Source organism: Geobacillus kaustophilus (assembly GCF_000948285.1).
Taxonomy (GTDB): Bacteria; Bacillota; Bacilli; order Bacillales; family Anoxybacillaceae; genus Geobacillus; species Geobacillus thermoleovorans_A.
In genome coordinates, this window is record NZ_JYBP01000003.1 from 2277109 (window position 1) to 2291815 (window position 14707).

Annotated in this window: 14 protein-coding genes; 1 reads left to right on the forward strand and 13 read right to left on the reverse strand. The window is 55.2% G+C overall.

Features of this window, described 5'->3' with window-relative positions:
- Positions 1-62 precede the first annotated feature (62 nt).
- The 8 genes from LG52_RS11750 to argC form a co-directional block, all read right to left on the reverse strand.
- Positions 63-242: a YjzC family protein gene (locus LG52_RS11750; protein ID WP_011230299.1), complete on the reverse strand. Its 180-nt coding sequence runs from the start codon at positions 240-242 to the stop codon at positions 63-65.
- A gap of 290 nt (positions 243-532) precedes the next feature.
- Positions 533-1471 carry an ornithine carbamoyltransferase gene (argF, locus tag LG52_RS11755; protein ID WP_044732073.1) on the reverse strand — a complete coding sequence of 313 codons (939 nt, stop codon included), beginning with the start codon at positions 1469-1471 and terminating at the stop codon, positions 533-535.
- Positions 1468-4587: a carbamoyl phosphate synthase large subunit gene (locus LG52_RS11760; protein ID WP_044732074.1), complete on the reverse strand. Its 3120-nt coding sequence runs from the start codon at positions 4585-4587 to the stop codon at positions 1468-1470. The genes argF and LG52_RS11760 overlap by 4 nt, the downstream gene beginning before the upstream one ends.
- A complete protein-coding gene (locus tag LG52_RS11765; RefSeq protein ID WP_044732075.1) occupies positions 4580-5644 on the reverse strand; it encodes a carbamoyl phosphate synthase small subunit in 1065 nt (354 codons plus the stop codon). The genes LG52_RS11760 and LG52_RS11765 overlap by 8 nt, the downstream gene beginning before the upstream one ends.
- 88 nt (positions 5645-5732) lie before the next feature.
- Positions 5733-6893 carry an acetylornithine transaminase gene (locus LG52_RS11770; RefSeq protein WP_044732076.1) on the reverse strand — a complete coding sequence of 387 codons (1161 nt, stop codon included), beginning with the start codon at positions 6891-6893 and terminating at the stop codon, positions 5733-5735.
- Complete coding sequence (gene argB, locus LG52_RS11775; protein WP_044732077.1) at positions 6893-7666, reverse strand: acetylglutamate kinase; 774 nt, start codon at positions 7664-7666, stop codon at positions 6893-6895. Before argB ends, LG52_RS11770 begins: the two co-directional genes overlap by 1 nt.
- A 12-nt stretch (positions 7667-7678) precedes the next feature.
- Positions 7679-8911, reverse strand: coding sequence for a bifunctional ornithine acetyltransferase/N-acetylglutamate synthase (gene argJ / locus LG52_RS11780; protein ID WP_044732078.1), 1233 nt, complete (start codon positions 8909-8911; stop codon positions 7679-7681).
- A gap of 16 nt (positions 8912-8927) precedes the next feature.
- A complete protein-coding gene (gene argC / locus LG52_RS11785) occupies positions 8928-9962 on the reverse strand; it encodes an N-acetyl-gamma-glutamyl-phosphate reductase (RefSeq protein ID WP_044732079.1) in 1035 nt (344 codons plus the stop codon).
- 337 nt (positions 9963-10299) lie between these two features.
- Between argC and LG52_RS11790 the strand changes: the two genes are divergently transcribed.
- A complete protein-coding gene (locus tag LG52_RS11790) occupies positions 10300-10986 on the forward strand; it encodes a Crp/Fnr family transcriptional regulator (protein ID WP_044732080.1) in 687 nt (228 codons plus the stop codon).
- A 530-nt stretch (positions 10987-11516) separates the two neighbouring features.
- Here the strand turns inward: LG52_RS11790 and LG52_RS11800 are convergent.
- The 5 genes from LG52_RS11800 to glp are packed head-to-tail and all read right to left on the reverse strand — an operon-like array spanning position 11517 to position 14698.
- A complete protein-coding gene (locus tag LG52_RS11800) occupies positions 11517-12245 on the reverse strand; it encodes a YwiC-like family protein (protein ID WP_044732082.1) in 729 nt (242 codons plus the stop codon).
- A gap of 5 nt (positions 12246-12250) precedes the next feature.
- Positions 12251-12481, reverse strand: coding sequence for a molybdopterin converting factor subunit 1 (gene moaD, locus LG52_RS11805; RefSeq protein ID WP_044732083.1), 231 nt, complete (start codon positions 12479-12481; stop codon positions 12251-12253).
- A complete protein-coding gene (locus LG52_RS11810) occupies positions 12478-12945 on the reverse strand; it encodes a molybdenum cofactor biosynthesis protein MoaE (protein WP_044732084.1) in 468 nt (155 codons plus the stop codon). The genes moaD and LG52_RS11810 overlap by 4 nt, the downstream gene beginning before the upstream one ends.
- Entirely contained in the window at positions 12942-13442 is a 501-nt protein-coding gene (gene mobB / locus LG52_RS11815; protein WP_044732085.1) for a molybdopterin-guanine dinucleotide biosynthesis protein B, read from the reverse strand. Before mobB ends, LG52_RS11810 begins: the two co-directional genes overlap by 4 nt.
- The gene (gene glp, locus LG52_RS11820) at positions 13439-14698 is read right to left on the reverse strand and encodes a gephyrin-like molybdotransferase Glp (RefSeq protein WP_044732086.1); all 1260 of its coding nucleotides are present in this window, start codon (positions 14696-14698) and stop codon (positions 13439-13441) included. Before glp ends, mobB begins: the two co-directional genes overlap by 4 nt.
- Positions 14699-14707 lie beyond the last annotated feature (9 nt).

A 14707-nucleotide genomic window follows, 5' to 3' on the forward strand; every position in this document is an offset into this window, starting at 1 on the left:
GGATCGCGAAGTGCATGGCAAATGAAAAGCCACTCCATACCTGGAATGGCTTTTGTTGTGCTTCACGGCTTGCGCAAATACGTCCAATGCCGGTTATGGTTCGACGTTTCGGGGAACGTATCGCCGGCTTTCAGTTTCAGCTTTTTCGGATGTTTTACGTTGTCGCCCGTTTCGCCGATTTCAATGTACACGCCGTTGTTCGGCGCTTTATCCCCTGGTTTGAAATGGCGCGGTTGGCCCATTTGTTTCATCCCCCTTGCTTCGATTGCATTTGTTAGCATTCCCAGTTTCGCCGCTGTTCATAAGAAGGGAAATGATGGGGGCCGCCGCACACGAAGCGTCAAGCCTTTCACAATAAAAATGTTTTTTCCTCATGGAAATCCTTTTCCTTGCGAAGAGCGAAAAAGGGGGTGTCCCAAAAGAATCGGGACACCCTTGTTCATCACCATATATCGCCGCGAAACAATGAATCATGCGCAATATGTTGTATTTCGTTTGAGAAGAATGACGTTTTTGGGTCAGCCCCTTTTTCCTATAGGATCGACACTAAAATCGCTTTTTGCACATGAAGCCGGTTGCCGGCTTGTTCAAAGACGAAGGAGTTCGGGCCGTCCATGACGCCGGCCGTCACCTCTTCGCCGCGATGGGCCGGCAGGCAATGCAAAAAGAGGTAATCCGACTTCGCCGCTTTGACGAGCTGTTCATTCACTTGGTACGGCTGGAATACTTGAAGCCGCTCGGCGCTTTCGCTTTCCTGGCCCATGCTCGTCCATACGTCTGTATAAATCGCATCGGCTCCCGCCGCTGCCTCAAGCGGGTCGTGCGTCACGACAATTGTTGCTCCGGTTTTCTCGCCGATCCGGCGCGCTGACTCGACGTATTCCGCCTTCGGCTCATAGCCCGGCGGACAGGCAATGGAAATATCCATTCCCACTTTGGCTGCGGCCGCAAGCAAGGCGTTGGCGACGTTGTTGCCGTCGCCGACATAGGCGAGTTTGACGCCTTGGAACGTTTTTTTCACTTCATAAATCGTCAGCAAATCCGCCAGCGCTTGACACGGATGATCATCGTCCGTCAACCCGTTGATGACCGGAACGGACGCATATTTGGCCAGTTCTTCCACTTTTTGATGAGCAAACGTCCGGATCATAATGACATCGACGTATTGCGACAAGACGCGCGCCGTATCCGCAATCGTTTCGCCGCGGCCAAGCTGCAAATCGTTGCCGTTTAAATACATCGCCTGGCCGCCCAGCTGGATCATGCCGACTTCAAACGACACGCGCGTGCGCGTTGAGGGCTTTTCAAAAATCATCGCCATCGTTTTGCCGGAAAGCGGCGCATACGGCACGCCGGCTTTTTGTTTCGCTTTTAAATCGGCTGCTAGCGCCAACAAGTCCATAATTTCGTCTGTTGAAAAATTGAGCAGCGTTAAAAAATCTCTCCCTTTTAATGACAACACTGCATTCATGCGATCACCGCCTGTTTTTTCTTTTCCAACCAGCCGTGGATCGGCTGCACATCAAGATGATCAATATCGAGCGCCTGCAAGAAAAGCTTCACCGTCTCGCATTCCGTAAAGACGAGCAATTGTCGGGACAACGCAGCCATTCGTTTGTTTGCCTCGTCTTCCTCTTTGCCCAAGTTGATCACCGCGAGCGCTGCGTCGCGCTTCACCCACTCGGCAAACGGGAGATCAGACACGATTACAAGCTGTTTTGCTTCGATTTCCGCTGCCAGCGCCTCATCGATGCCGCCGATCACATACATTTCATTGGCGTTTGCTTTCTTTCGCAAGTACGCATAAAACGCTTTGTACGCCGCTTCTTCCTTCGTCGCGGCGATGCTGATGCCTTCGCCGGTCGATTTCATTTCCGGTCCAACCATCGGGTCAACCCCTGGCAACTTATGGGTTGAAAAGACCGGATACTTTAACACGGCGTACGGCATGACCGCCAACCCGCGCGCTTTTTCGTCAACGATGTCGACGAGTGATTTCCCAAGCAATAACTTTGTCGCAATTTGCGCCAGTGGCACGCCGGTCGTTTTGCTGACGATCGGCACCGTCCGGCTCGCGCGCGGGTTCACTTCAAGGACGTATACATTGCCGTTCGCAATGACGTATTGAATGTTCATGATTCCTTTAAAGCCAAGTTTTTTCGCAATCCGGCCCGCATAGTCGATGATTTTCGCTTTTTCTTCGTCTGTGAGCGTCTGCGCCGGCAGCCATGCATAGCTGTCGCCGGAGTGGACGCCGGCTTTTTCGACATGTTCGATAATCGTCGGCAGTAAAATGTCCGTCCCATCCGTGGCGATGTCGGCCTCCGCCTCTTTCCCTTCCAAATACGCATCGATCAAAATCGGATATGCCAACTCGCCTTGCTCAATCAAAGCGGTGAGCTGCGCCTCGCTATGGACGATAAACATGCCGCGGCCGCCGATGACATACGACGGGCGAAGCAGCACCGGGCAGCCGATCTCGGCCGTTTTGGCGGCGAGCTCCTCGGCGTTGTTCGCCATCAAGCCCGGTACGTGCGGGATGTCAAGTTCCTCAAGCAACTGGTAAAAACGATCGCGATCCTCAAGCTGGTCAATCATATCGTACGTGACGCCCAACAGCGGCACACCTGCTTCTTCGAGTCCTTTGACCAAATTGATCGCCGTCTGTCCGCCAAACTGAACGATGACATGCTTGATTTGTTCCGCTTCAATGACATCCAAGACGCTCTCTAAGGTGAGCGGCTCAAAGTAAAGGCGGTCGGCGACGGCAAAGTCCGTGCTGACGGTTTCCGGATTGTTGTTGATCATCACCGTTTCATAGCCTTCTTTTTGCAAGGCGAACACGCTATGGACCGAGCTGTAGTCAAACTCAATGCCTTGGCCGATGCGGATCGGCCCAGCGCCGATGATCAGCACTTTCTCCTTGCCGCTCGCTTTCTTCCGCTCGTCTTCGCCGAAATAGGTCGAGTAGTAATAATCCGTTTCCGAATGAAATTCGGCCGCGCACGTGTCGACCATTTTGTATGATGGCACAATGCCAAGTTCCTTCCGCTTGTTGCGCACATCAAGCTCCGTCACGCCCCACGTTTCGGCCAAAAAGGCGTCGCTAAACCCTTTTTCTTTCAAAAAGCGGAACGTCGGCTCATCGATCGTGTCGATTGTGGTGGCTGCCGCCTGTTTTTCGAGCGCCACGAGCCGCTCGAACGAACAAAGGAAAAAGCGGTCAATTTTCGTCCATTCATGAATCGCCTCAACCGTCACCCCGCGGCGGAGCAGCTCCAAGATGGCGAAAAAGCGGCGGTCGTCTTTATCGACAAGCAGCTGCTTCAGCTCGTCATTCGTTTTGGCCTCAAGCTCCGGCCAAAACAGCCCGTTGTTTTTCCCTTCAAGCGACTGCACCGCTTTTTGGAACGCCCGCTCCATATTGCGGTCGATCGCCATCACTTCCCCGGTCGCTTTCATTTGCGTGCCGAGCTTCCGGTCCGCATTCGGAAACTTGTCAAACGGCAGGCGCGGAAACTTGACGACGACGTAGTCCAAGGCCGGCTCGAAGCTGGCGTACGTCGTTTTTGTCACCGGGTTGACGAGCTCCGCGAGCGTGTAGCCGACCGCGAGCTTCGCCGCAATGCGGGCGATCGGGTAGCCGGTTGCTTTCGACGCGAGCGCCGACGAGCGGCTGACGCGCGGATTGACTTCGATCAAGTAATATTGTTTGCTGTTCGGATCAAGGGCGAACTGAATGTTGCAGCCGCCGATGATCCCTAATGCGGAAATGATTTTCACCGCCGACGTGCGAAGCATTTGGTATTCCTCATCCGTCAACGTCTGCGACGGTGCGACGACGATCGAATCGCCCGTATGGATGCCGACTGGATCGACGTTTTCCATATTGCAAACCGTAATGCACGTATTCGACTGGTCGCGCATCACTTCGTATTCAATTTCTTTAAACCCGGCGACGCTCCGTTCGATTAAACATTGGCTGATCGGGCTTTCGGCAAGCCCTTTTTCCACGAGGGCCAGAAATTGCTCCATATTTTCGGCAATGCCGCCGCCCGTCCCGCCGAGCGTATACGCGGGACGAATAATGATCGGAAAACCGATTTGTTCGGCAAACACGACCGCTTCCTCGACGCTCGTGACAATTTCGCTCTCCGGCACCGGTTCGCCAAGCTCATGCATCAACGCGCGGAACGCTTCGCGGTCTTCCCCGCGCTTGATCGCTTCAATCGGTGTTCCGAGCAGTCTCACCCCATACTTTTCAAGCACCCCGGATTCATGCAGCTGAAACGCCAAGTTGAGTCCGGTCTGGCCGCCAAACGTCGCCAGCAGCCCGTCCGGACGTTCCTTGGCGATAATCGCTTCGACCGCATCGACGGTGAGCGGCTCAAAATACACAGCATCGGCATGGACCTCATCGGTCATGATCGTCGCCGGATTGTTGTTCACTAAAATGACGCGGTATCCTTCTTCCTTTAAGGCGATGCACGCTTGTGTGCCGGAATAGTCAAACTCGGCGGCCTGACCGATGACAATCGGCCCCGACCCGATCAGGAGAATCGACTGAAGCGAGGAATCTTTAGGCATATACTTTCTCTCCCTTGAACACGGTTTGCAAAAATTCGTCGAAAATATAGCCGGTATCTTGCGGCCCCGGATGCGCCTCCGGATGATATTGCACCGACAAAATCGGTTTATGGCGATGAACGATTCCTTCGACTGATCCGTCGTTGACGTTGATGAAGCGGATGTCAAACGGCGTGGCCGCTAGGCTCTCTTCTTTCACAACATAACTATGGTTTTGCGACGTCATCATCACTTTTTGCTTCACGGCGTCCCACACCGGCTGATTGGCGCCGCGGTGCCCGAAGCGGAGTTTTTCCGTATCCGCCCCGTACGCCAAGGCGACGAGCTGATGGCCAAGGCAGATCGCCAGCGTCGGATACCGGTCGATGAGCTGGCGAATGGCTGGAAGCTGAGCGCGCAGCTGCTTCGGATCGCCCGGGCCGTTCGAGAGGACAAGCCCGTCCGGTTTCAGCTCGTCAATCGCTTCCGGCGCCGTATCGTGCGGCACGACCGTCACCCGGCAGCCGCGTGCAAGGAGCGACTGCAAAATCGATTTTTTATAGCCGAAATCGATCAGCACTAAATGCGGTCCGCTTTGACCATGCGTCTCCATCGTTTTCGTCGACACCGCGCGCACTGGAAACGCCGCTTCCTCATCAGCAACTGCTGGAATCGGCGACAAACTTAATTCCGCCATCATCGTCCCAGCGGTGCGGATTTCTTTCACAAGGGCGCGCGTATCGACGTGCGTGAGGAGCGGAATGTTCCAATGCCGCAAATATTCCGCCAAGCTGTATTGCGCCCCGTAATGAAACCCTTCACGGCTCGCCTCGTAGACGACGGCTGCTTCCACATGCGGCCGCTTGCTTTCAAAATCGTCTTCATTAATGCCATAATTGCCGATCAGCGGGTACGTAAAAACGATGATTTGGTTTTTATACGACGGGTCGGTCAACACCTCTTGATAACCGGTCATGCCGGTGAAAAAAACGATCTCCCCGCTCACCGTTTTTTCCAGCGGAGCGGCGAGCTCGCCGCTGAACGTTTTTCCGCTCGCCACATGCAAGTACGCTTTCATTAGCGCCACCTCATCGTTTGAGTTTTTATAGCCGTTTTAGAATTTTTATGCATGAACAGGAATAAAAATTAAGCCGTCGGCCGTCCGTTTACAAGACGGCTGAGGCGTTGGCGTTGTTCAACACGTTTGTTAAAATGTCCACCGCTTTATCGATTTCCGCTTTCGTCACGACAAGCGGCGGCAACAGGCGGATCACCTTCGGCCCCGCCGAGAGGACGAGCAAGCCGTTTTCATGAATCAATGGCAACAGCGGTGCGACGTCCGTTTGGCACTCTACCCCGACAAGGAGCCCGAGCCCGCGCACGTCCTTGACGATGTCAAGCGGGGCGAGCGCTTCATTTAACCGCGCAACCAAATAGTTTCCTTTTTCTTGGACGTCTTGCAAAAACGACGGATCAAACACCACTTCCAATGTCGCTTTGGCAGCGGCCATCGCGATCGGGTTGCCGCCGAACGTCGACCCATGCACGCCAGGCCCGAACGACTCTTTCAAAAACGCCTTGCCGATCATCGCACCAACCGGAATGCCGCTTCCAAGTCCTTTCGCCACGGTGATGATGTCGGGCTCCACGCCGAAATGCTGGTAAGCAAACGGCTTTCCGGTCCGGCCGATGCCGGTTTGCACTTCGTCGATGATCAGAAGCGCCCCGTGCTGTTGACACAGCTCCGACGCTATTTGCAAAAACGCCGGGTCAACCGGGCGGACGCCGCCTTCCCCTTGGACGACCTCAAGCATCACCGCCGCCACTTCCTCACTCATTGCCTGTTTGAGAACGTCGACATCATTCAACGGCAAGTGAATGAATTCCGGAAGCAGCGGACCGAAACCGCTATGCACTTTCTCCTGCCCGGTCGCGGCCATTGTCGCGAACGTCCGGCCGTGAAACGATTGGGAAAACGTGATCACTTTATGTCTTCCCGTATGTTTGCGCGCCAGCTTCAGCGCCGCTTCGTTCGCCTCGGCTCCGCTATTGCAGAAAAAGACGCAGTCGCCGGCGCTGTGGGCGGCAAGCAAGGAAGCGACCTCTTCTTGAATGGGAATCGTAAACAAGTTCGATACGTGCCAATATTGATTCAGCTGCGTTTCAATCGCCTTTTGGACGTGCGGATGGCGATGGCCGAGATTGCAGACGGCAATGCCCGAGACAAAGTCGAGATATTGTTTTCCATTTACATCTGTCATAACCGTCCCTTCCGCCGCTTGGACGGCGATCTTCCAACGGTTGTAGGTCGGAAACAGCGCGCTCATCAATATACCCCCACTTCTTTGCGAATCGTTGTGCCGTGCCATGTTCCGTTTTGATAAAACGGCGTTTTGCCGCTGACGATCATCACCTCGGGCAGCGCATCGGACAGGGCGGAGAGCGCCGCTTTCACTTTTGGAATCATCCCGCCGGTGATGACGCCGTCTTCGATCAATCGTTCAATCGTTTCCGCCGTCGCCTGGGCCACGAGCGCGCCGTCTCGCAAAATGCCGGGCACGTTCGTCACAAACGCGAGCTGGCTGGCGCCGATGGCTGCCGCGACCGCCCCAGCCGCCGTGTCGGCGTTAATGTTGTATGTTTGCCCGTTTTGGTCGGCACCAAGCGGTGAAACGACCGGAACGTAGCCCGCCTCAAGCAGCGTGCGCAAAAGGCTGGAGCGAACCGTTTTCACACGGCCGACATAGCCGAGTTTGGCCAAGTCGATCGGTTCAGCTTCAAGCAGCCCCCCGTCCACGCCGGAAACGCCGACCGCCGGCAAGCCGTGCTGCTTGAGCATCGCCACAAGCTGTTTGTTCACTTTGCCGGAGAGCACCATTTCCACAACGACAAGCACCTCTTTCGTCGTTTTCCGCAAGCCGTTGACAAACTCGCTCGGCACCCCCAGCTTTTTCAGCATCTGTCCGATTTCCGGCCCGCCGCCGTGGACGATGACGATATCCATCCCTTGTTCCCGCATCATGTTCACGCTGGCAAAAAAGGCTGGAGACAGCTCATCGAGCACGCTGCCGCCGCATTTGATGACGACCGTTTTCCCCATCTTTCTCTCCCCTTACGTCCGGTAGCTGGCGTTGATTTTTACATAATCGTACGTCAAGTCGCAGCCCCACGCGACGCCAACACCATCGCCCAAGTGCAAATCCACCTCAATGACGACCGTCTCTTGTTGCAAATACGCCGTCGCTTCTTCTTCCGAGAACGGCTGCGGCTCGCTTCCTTTCAGCATCACAATCGGCCCGATCGCGACATCCACATTATCCGGATCGACGTCCGCATCGGCATAGCCGATCGCGCCGATGATCCGCCCCCAGTTGGCATCCGCGCCGTAAACGGCCGTTTTCACTAAGTTTGAGCCAACGATTTGCTTCGCGACTTTTTTCGCCTCATCGTCCGTTTTCGCGCCGCGCACGCGCACTTCAATGAGCTTCGTCGCCCCCTCGCCGTCTCTGGCGATTTGCTTCGCCAAATCTTCGCACGTTTTCCGCAGCGCTTCGTAAAAGTGTTCCCAATCCGGATGGTCCGGCGTCAATTCGTCATTTCCAGCGAGGCCGCTTGCCATCACCACAACCATGTCGTTCGTCGACGTATCGCCATCGACCGTAATTTGATTGAACGATACATCGGTAATCGACCGGAGCGCATCATGCAGCATCGCCGAAGAGATGTTGGCATCGGTCGTAATGAACGCGAGCATCGTCGCCATGTTCGGATGGATCATCCCCGATCCTTTCGCCGCCCCGCCGACGGTGACCGTTTTCCCATCGACGGCCGTTTGGTAACAGGCGCGCTTCATCACCGTATCCGTCGTTAAAATCGCCGTTTGAAACGCCTCAGCATCCGCCATCGTCGCACCGGGAACGAGCTGTTCGATGCCCGCGCGAATTTTTTCCATCGGCAAATATTCCCCGATCACGCCTGTTGAAGCGACGGCCACATGGTGCAGCGCCAAGCCAAACTGTTTCGCGCACAGCTCGCGCATTTCATAGGCGTCGCGAATCCCCTGCTCGCCGGTGCAGGCGTTCGCGCATGCGCTGTTGACGATGACCGCCTGCAATTTTTGTTCTACAGCGAGGCTGGCCTGCGTCACTTTGAGCGGCGCCGCCTGGAAATGGCTTTGCGTATACACCGCTGCCGCCGAAGCCGGCACGTCGCATAGAATAACCCCTAAATCTTTTTTCGAATAGCGCAGCCCGGCGTGCACCCCAGCCGCTTGAAATCCTTTCGGTGTGACAACCGTTCCGTCAGCGACCGCCGTCACTTGCGCCGTTTGTTTCGTTGCTGTCATGTTCGTTCCCCTTCCCTCACGGATAGATCGGCAAGGATTGGAGGCCCTCGGCCTCATCCCACCCCATCATCAAATTGAAGTTTTGCACCGCCTGCCCGGCGGCTCCTTTCATCAAGTTATCAATCACCGACACGACCGTCACCCGTCCCGTTCGTTCATCGTAGGCGAGGCCGATGTCGCAATAGTTGGAGCCGTACACTTCTTTCGTCGCTGGAAACTGTCCAAGTTGACGGATGCGGACAAACGGCGAACCTTCATAACTTGTTTTATATAAATCTACCAAGTCGTTTGGCGGAAGCGGCTGTTTCGCCTTCACATAAATCGTCGCCATAATGCCCCGTGTCATCGGAATCAAATGAGTGCTGAACGTAATCGGCTCCATCGCTTCATTCCACGTTTGCAGCGTTTGCTCAATTTCCGGAATGTGCTGATGGACGTTCACTTTATAAATTTTCACGTTTTCGTTCACTTCGGAAAAATGCGTCCCGAGCCCTGCTTTCCTCCCTGCTCCTGATACGCCGGACTTGGCATCGACGATGATCGAGTCTTCCTTAATCAATCCTTCTTTGACAAGCGGCGCCAGGCCAAGCAGCGTCGCCGTCGGATAGCAGCCCGGGTTGGATAGGAGCACGGCCCCGTGGATCGCCTCTCGGTTCCACTCCGTCAGCCCGTATACGGCGCGCGCCAAATATTCCGCCGGCGCTGCCTCCCGCCCGTACCATCGTTCATACACCGCCCCGTCTTTCAAACGGAAATCTCCGGATAAATCGATCACTTTCACTCCCCGATCAACGAGCGCCGGCGCCCACTCCCCGGACACCCCGGGCGGCGTGGCGAAAAAGACCGCATCGTAACGGGAAAGCGCCTCGATGTCAAGTTTATGCAGCACCGCACCATCGACCGAGCCGACGTGCGGGAAACTTTCCGATAAATGAACCCCGTCCTGCGACGACGAGAAAACATCGCAGCGGCTCACACGCGGATGCCCGTGCAACAAGCGAAGCAACTCCGCACCACTATATCCCGTCGCCCCGATAATGGCTGCGTTCATCAACCGTTCCCCCTCACCCGTATGCCTCATGTAGTTCTCATTATAATACTGTATAAAAATAAAATCAAATGTATATTTAATAATTTTTAAGGGATTTTCTTCTTTCTTGTCCCCTTATGTTCACCAGGCCCACGGGAAAACGAAAACCGCTTTGGCTCAGCTGCCGAAGCGCATTATCTCGTCCATCCCCCTCATGCACTCAGGCGTAAAGCCTCTCATAAAAGATTCCACCAATGTTCAACAAGTTTTCAATCTTTCCACTATCCTTATATTGACTTCCCTCTTTTTTCCTGTACACTTTTAAATAGCGACACATTTTATATAAGGTTGTGATCCGATGAACGAGGTTGAATCTCGTGAATGGCAGAAGTGGCTTACATCGATCGGGCGCGATCTTCGCCTTGAGAAAGGAACGTACTTGTTTCAAGAAGGAGAAAAGGCGGACGAACTGTACTATATCCAATCCGGGAAAATCCAAATCAGCAAAATGGACATGAATGGACAGGAGCTTGCGCTGCGCATTTGCAGCGAAGGGGACTTGATCGGCGAACTGACGCTCTTTTGCCCCGGCGCCCGCTACATGCTGACGGCAAAAGTGCTCGAAGACGGCGTTGTTTCCGCCATTCCGCGCGAGAGGCTCGAACAAGAAATCGCCAACCATCCAACACTAGCCGTCGAGTTCATGAAATGGATGAGCCTCCATTTCCGGAAAACGCAGACGAAGTTCCGCGACCTCATTTTGCACGGCAAAAAAGGAGCGCTCTATTCGACGCTCATCCGATTGTGCAACAGCTACGGCGTGATGAAAGAAGACGGCATTTTGATCGATGTGCCTCTTACGAACCAAGAGCTCGCCAACTTTTGCGGCACCGCCCGCGAAGTCGTCAACCGCATGCTCGGCGACTTGCGGAAAAAAGGCATCATCTCCGTGCAAAAAGGAAAAATCAGCGTCCACGACTTGCAATATTTGCGCGACGAAATCTCCTGCGAAGGCTGCCCGCCCGAGCTGTGCCGCATCGACTGACGGGCGGGTGCGGCCAAAAAGAAGGGGCTGACCCAAAAGCGTCATTCTTCTCAAACGCAACACAACATATTGCGCATGATTCATTGTTTCGTGGCGATATATGGTGATGAGCAAGGGTGTCCCGATCCTTTTGGGACACCCCCCTTTGCTTTTTCGCAGAGAAAAACGATCGTCTTCCCTTCCGATAGGGATGGACGTCGTTTTCCCCTTTCCTTCACGTCCCAGTTCTCACAAAACAGACGACCACGTTTCACACATGTACTCACATTCGACGGCTTATCAAGCAATTTCCATCGTTCTTCATTGCTCATGTTTTGAATGGCTTTTAAAATTTCTTCTGCTGTCATTTGTTTTTCCATAAACATATACAGCCTCCTCCATATGTACTCTTTACTCTTAATTTTAACGAAAAGAAAGTGAAAAAACGATTCTTCCCTAATCAACAGCCAGACAAAACATGCCGAGGGCGATGCCGCTTAACCAAAAGAAAAACCCCAAACGGTCATTGATGGCTCCCGTTTGGGGTTCGTTCACGAATAGATCACGATCATCGCGATGAAAAAGTACGCCGCGTTGGCGATCTCTAAGATACCAAGTTTCATGATCGGCAGCGGCTTGCCGTACAAATAGACGGCGCGGATGACGCTTGGTGTATAGGCCAAAACGGCGAACGGCTCGCGGATGGCGATGAGGCCAACAATCAGCAAGGCGTGGTAGCCCCATGACAGCCATTTGTACCGTTTGTTTTTCTTTTCGCGAATCATCGTTTTGACGTAAAACGTGCTGCCGAGGAAAAAGAGGAAGGAAAACAGGGCAAGTTCAAACGCTTCGAGCGTCAGCGACTCGCGGCCGGCGTAAAAGGCGGCGAGACCGCCGATGCAAAACGCCGCGATGGCCGCCGCGTCGTTCCAAAAGGCGCGCTCGTTCTTTTTCTTGCTGTAGTACGTGTTCACCAAGAAAAACGGAACCATGGCGAGCCCGAAGTAGAGAAGCGCCGGCTGCTGCCAAAGGGAGACGGCCAGCCCCGCCGCAGCGATGGCGCCGTAGCGGGCAGCGACGGGCACGTACGACTCTTTCCGTTTCGTTTTCACCGCCATTAAGAGCGGATACGTCGCCAAATAGAGCGCGGTCCAGGCGATAAAGAGCGGCGCGTGAACCCACGAAAACCCGCCGGCGTACGCCCCGAGCCAAAACGGGATGATGAGCATCGCCCAAGCGCCGTGTTGCTTCGGCATCACCCATTTGCTTTTGTTCGCCATCCGTCTCATCCTCCGCTGACCGGTGGAATAAAGGCGACCGTGTCGCCTTCGTGAAGCGGCGCCTCGTCGCAGGCATACTCTTCATTGACCGCTGTCATGACGCGCCCAAGCGAGACGCCGTATCGTTCTTCTACTTCATCTTTCAACTTTTTCACCGTTTCCGGAACGTGCAGCCATGTCACTTCCCGCTCGCCGACTTGCTCGCCCAAATGCGCGAAAAACAATAGACGGATCATCCCTCTTTCACCTCCGGTTTTCCGGACGGATACGCCGTTGTTTCAAGCTGGTCACCCACCCAGGCGCTTCCGTCCTCCCATTGCTCTTTTTTCCAAATCGGCACGATTTGCTTGATCCGCTCAATGGCATAGCGATTCGCCTCATACGCTTCGGCGCGGTGCGGCGAGGAAACAGCGATAACGACGGCGATGTCGCCAATCTCAAGCTTGCCGATCCGATGGGTGATGGCGGTTTTCGCCCCCGGCCATTTCTCCACAATTTCCGCCCCGACTTGCGCGAGCATTTTCTCGGCCATCGACACGTACGCCTCATATTGCAAAAAGAGCGTCCGCTTGCCGTTCGTCCATTCGCGCACCGTGCCGGCAAAGACGGCGACCGCCCCCGCTTCCGGGCGCATCACTTTTTTCATCACATCCTCGACCGAAATCGGCCGGTCGGTAATGGCAAACAACGGTTCTGTCATGTTCGTGTTCTCACCTCGTTCATGAGCCATGGAATATATTCGTGGTCATCAGCCAGCGAAAACACCGGGTGCGCTAGCGGCCCTTCGAGCGGCTCCCAGGCGATGACGGCGCGAATGTTGGCGAGGTGCTGAAGCGACGCCCAATCTTCCCAAGTGCGGACGAGCACGACTTTCGGGTGCCGCTCTTGTTTGTAGCCCTCCACCAACACAAAATCGAGCCGAAGGGGCGCATAGAGCGCCAAAATGTCATCCAACCGCCACAACGGGCGGCGGAGATGGAGCTGCAACAGCCCATCCCCTTCCACCGCCGTCGCCACCGCCCCGGCCCGCTCATGACGGACGGAATCGACGCCTTCTGGCTGCAAGGGCTCGCCGCCATGGCCGTGGTGTTTCACCGTCCCGACGCGCCATCCTTCCCGGACAGCGGCCGCCACCCATTTTTCCACAAGCGTCGTCTTGCCTGTATGTTTATAGCCGACGACTTGCCAGACGTTCATTCGCTCGACCCCTCATCGTCATCCAAAAGCCACACTTCCACCTCATCGCCAACCGCAAACCCTTTCGTTCCGCCCGGCAGCACCATCAAGGCGTTCGCAAAGGCAAGCGAGGTGACGATGTTCGATTTGTCCATGCCAACCGGTTTGACGACAATCCGGCCGTCGACCGCTTCGACCCGGCTGCGCACAAAGCGGGTGAACGGGTTCGGCTTCGGGAAATCGGCGCCAAGCGTGGCCTTCGCTTTTTTCAAATACGGCTTTGTGGAAAACAACCGCGTGCGCACGACCGGGCGGACGAACAGTTCATACCCGACATAGCACGCCGACGGGTTGCCGGATAAGCCGAACAGCAGCTTGCCATCCCGTTCGGCGACGGTCGTCACGCTTCCCGGGCGCATGGCGATTTTGTTAAACAACACATTCGCCCCGAGCCGCTCATAAATGGCGGGCAAATAATCGAAGTCGCCCACCGAGACGCCGCCGGTCGTAATAAGCATGTCTACTTGATCGAGCGCCTGGCGCACAGCGTGAAAACACGCCTCGAGGTCGTCGGCGAGCTGGCCGAAATAAATCGGCTCGGCGCCGCTTCTCAGCACCTGCGCCTCGATCATGTAGGCGTTGCTGTTGCGAATTTTTCCAGGCACGAGCGGTTCAGAGACGTCGAGCAGCTCGCTTCCGGTCGCAAAAATGCCAATGCGCGGCTTTTTCGCCACCTTCACTTCAGCGTAGCCGAACGTCGCCAAGAGCGCCGCCACCCCGGGGTTGATGCGCGTTCCTTTTTCGACAAGCGGCTGCCCTTTTTTCGCGTCTTCCCCTTGAAACGAAATGTTGTCTCCGGGGCGGAACGGGCGTTTAATGGCCATATACGTTTTTCCGTCCCGCTCGTATTGTTTCGCAAGCTCGAGCATGACGACCGCATCGCATCCTTCCGGAATTTGCGCCCCGGTCATCAGGCGCACCGCTTGAAACGGGCCGACAGGCTGCTTCGCCACTTGCCCGGCGCCGATCGTTTCGATCACTTCAAACTCGACCGGATGATCAAGCCCCGCTCCTTCAGAATCGGCGGCGCGAATGGCAAATCCGTCATACGGCGAGCGGTCAAACGGCGGCACATCATGGTCGGCGCATAAATCTTCCGCCAAATAGCGGCCGTACGACTGCCTTAGGGGCACGATCTCCTCTTCCCCTCTTCCAGCGTAACGCATCACCCGATTGATCGCTTCCCGTACGGGAATGGGGGTTCGTCTTTCGGCCAAAGGTGTTCT

Coding starts and splice junctions, on each gene's coding strand:
- argJ (WP_044732078.1), bottom strand. CDS start 8,911: ATGACAGCAACGAAACAAACGGCGCAAGTGACGGCGGTCGCTGACGGA.
- LG52_RS11810 (WP_044732084.1), bottom strand. CDS start 12,945: ATGACAGAACCGTTGTTTGCCATTACCGACCGGCCGATTTCGGTCGAG.
- LG52_RS11765 (WP_044732075.1), bottom strand. CDS start 5,644: ATGAAAGCGTACTTGCATGTGGCGAGCGGAAAAACGTTCAGCGGCGAG.
- LG52_RS11760 (WP_044732074.1), bottom strand. CDS start 4,587: ATGCCTAAAGATTCCTCGCTTCAGTCGATTCTCCTGATCGGGTCGGGG.
- argC (WP_044732079.1), bottom strand. CDS start 9,962: ATGAACGCAGCCATTATCGGGGCGACGGGATATAGTGGTGCGGAGTTG.
- argB (WP_044732077.1), bottom strand. CDS start 7,666: ATGGGGAAAACGGTCGTCATCAAATGCGGCGGCAGCGTGCTCGATGAG.
- LG52_RS11750 (WP_011230299.1), bottom strand. CDS start 242: ATGGGCCAACCGCGCCATTTCAAACCAGGGGATAAAGCGCCGAACAAC.
- LG52_RS11790 (WP_044732080.1), top strand. CDS start 10,300: ATGAACGAGGTTGAATCTCGTGAATGGCAGAAGTGGCTTACATCGATC.
- LG52_RS11770 (WP_044732076.1), bottom strand. CDS start 6,893: ATGAGCGCGCTGTTTCCGACCTACAACCGTTGGAAGATCGCCGTCCAA.
- mobB (WP_044732085.1), bottom strand. CDS start 13,442: ATGAACGTCTGGCAAGTCGTCGGCTATAAACATACAGGCAAGACGACG.
- moaD (WP_044732083.1), bottom strand. CDS start 12,481: ATGATCCGTCTATTGTTTTTCGCGCATTTGGGCGAGCAAGTCGGCGAG.
- LG52_RS11800 (WP_044732082.1), bottom strand. CDS start 12,245: ATGGCGAACAAAAGCAAATGGGTGATGCCGAAGCAACACGGCGCTTGG.
- argF (WP_044732073.1), bottom strand. CDS start 1,471: ATGAATGCAGTGTTGTCATTAAAAGGGAGAGATTTTTTAACGCTGCTC.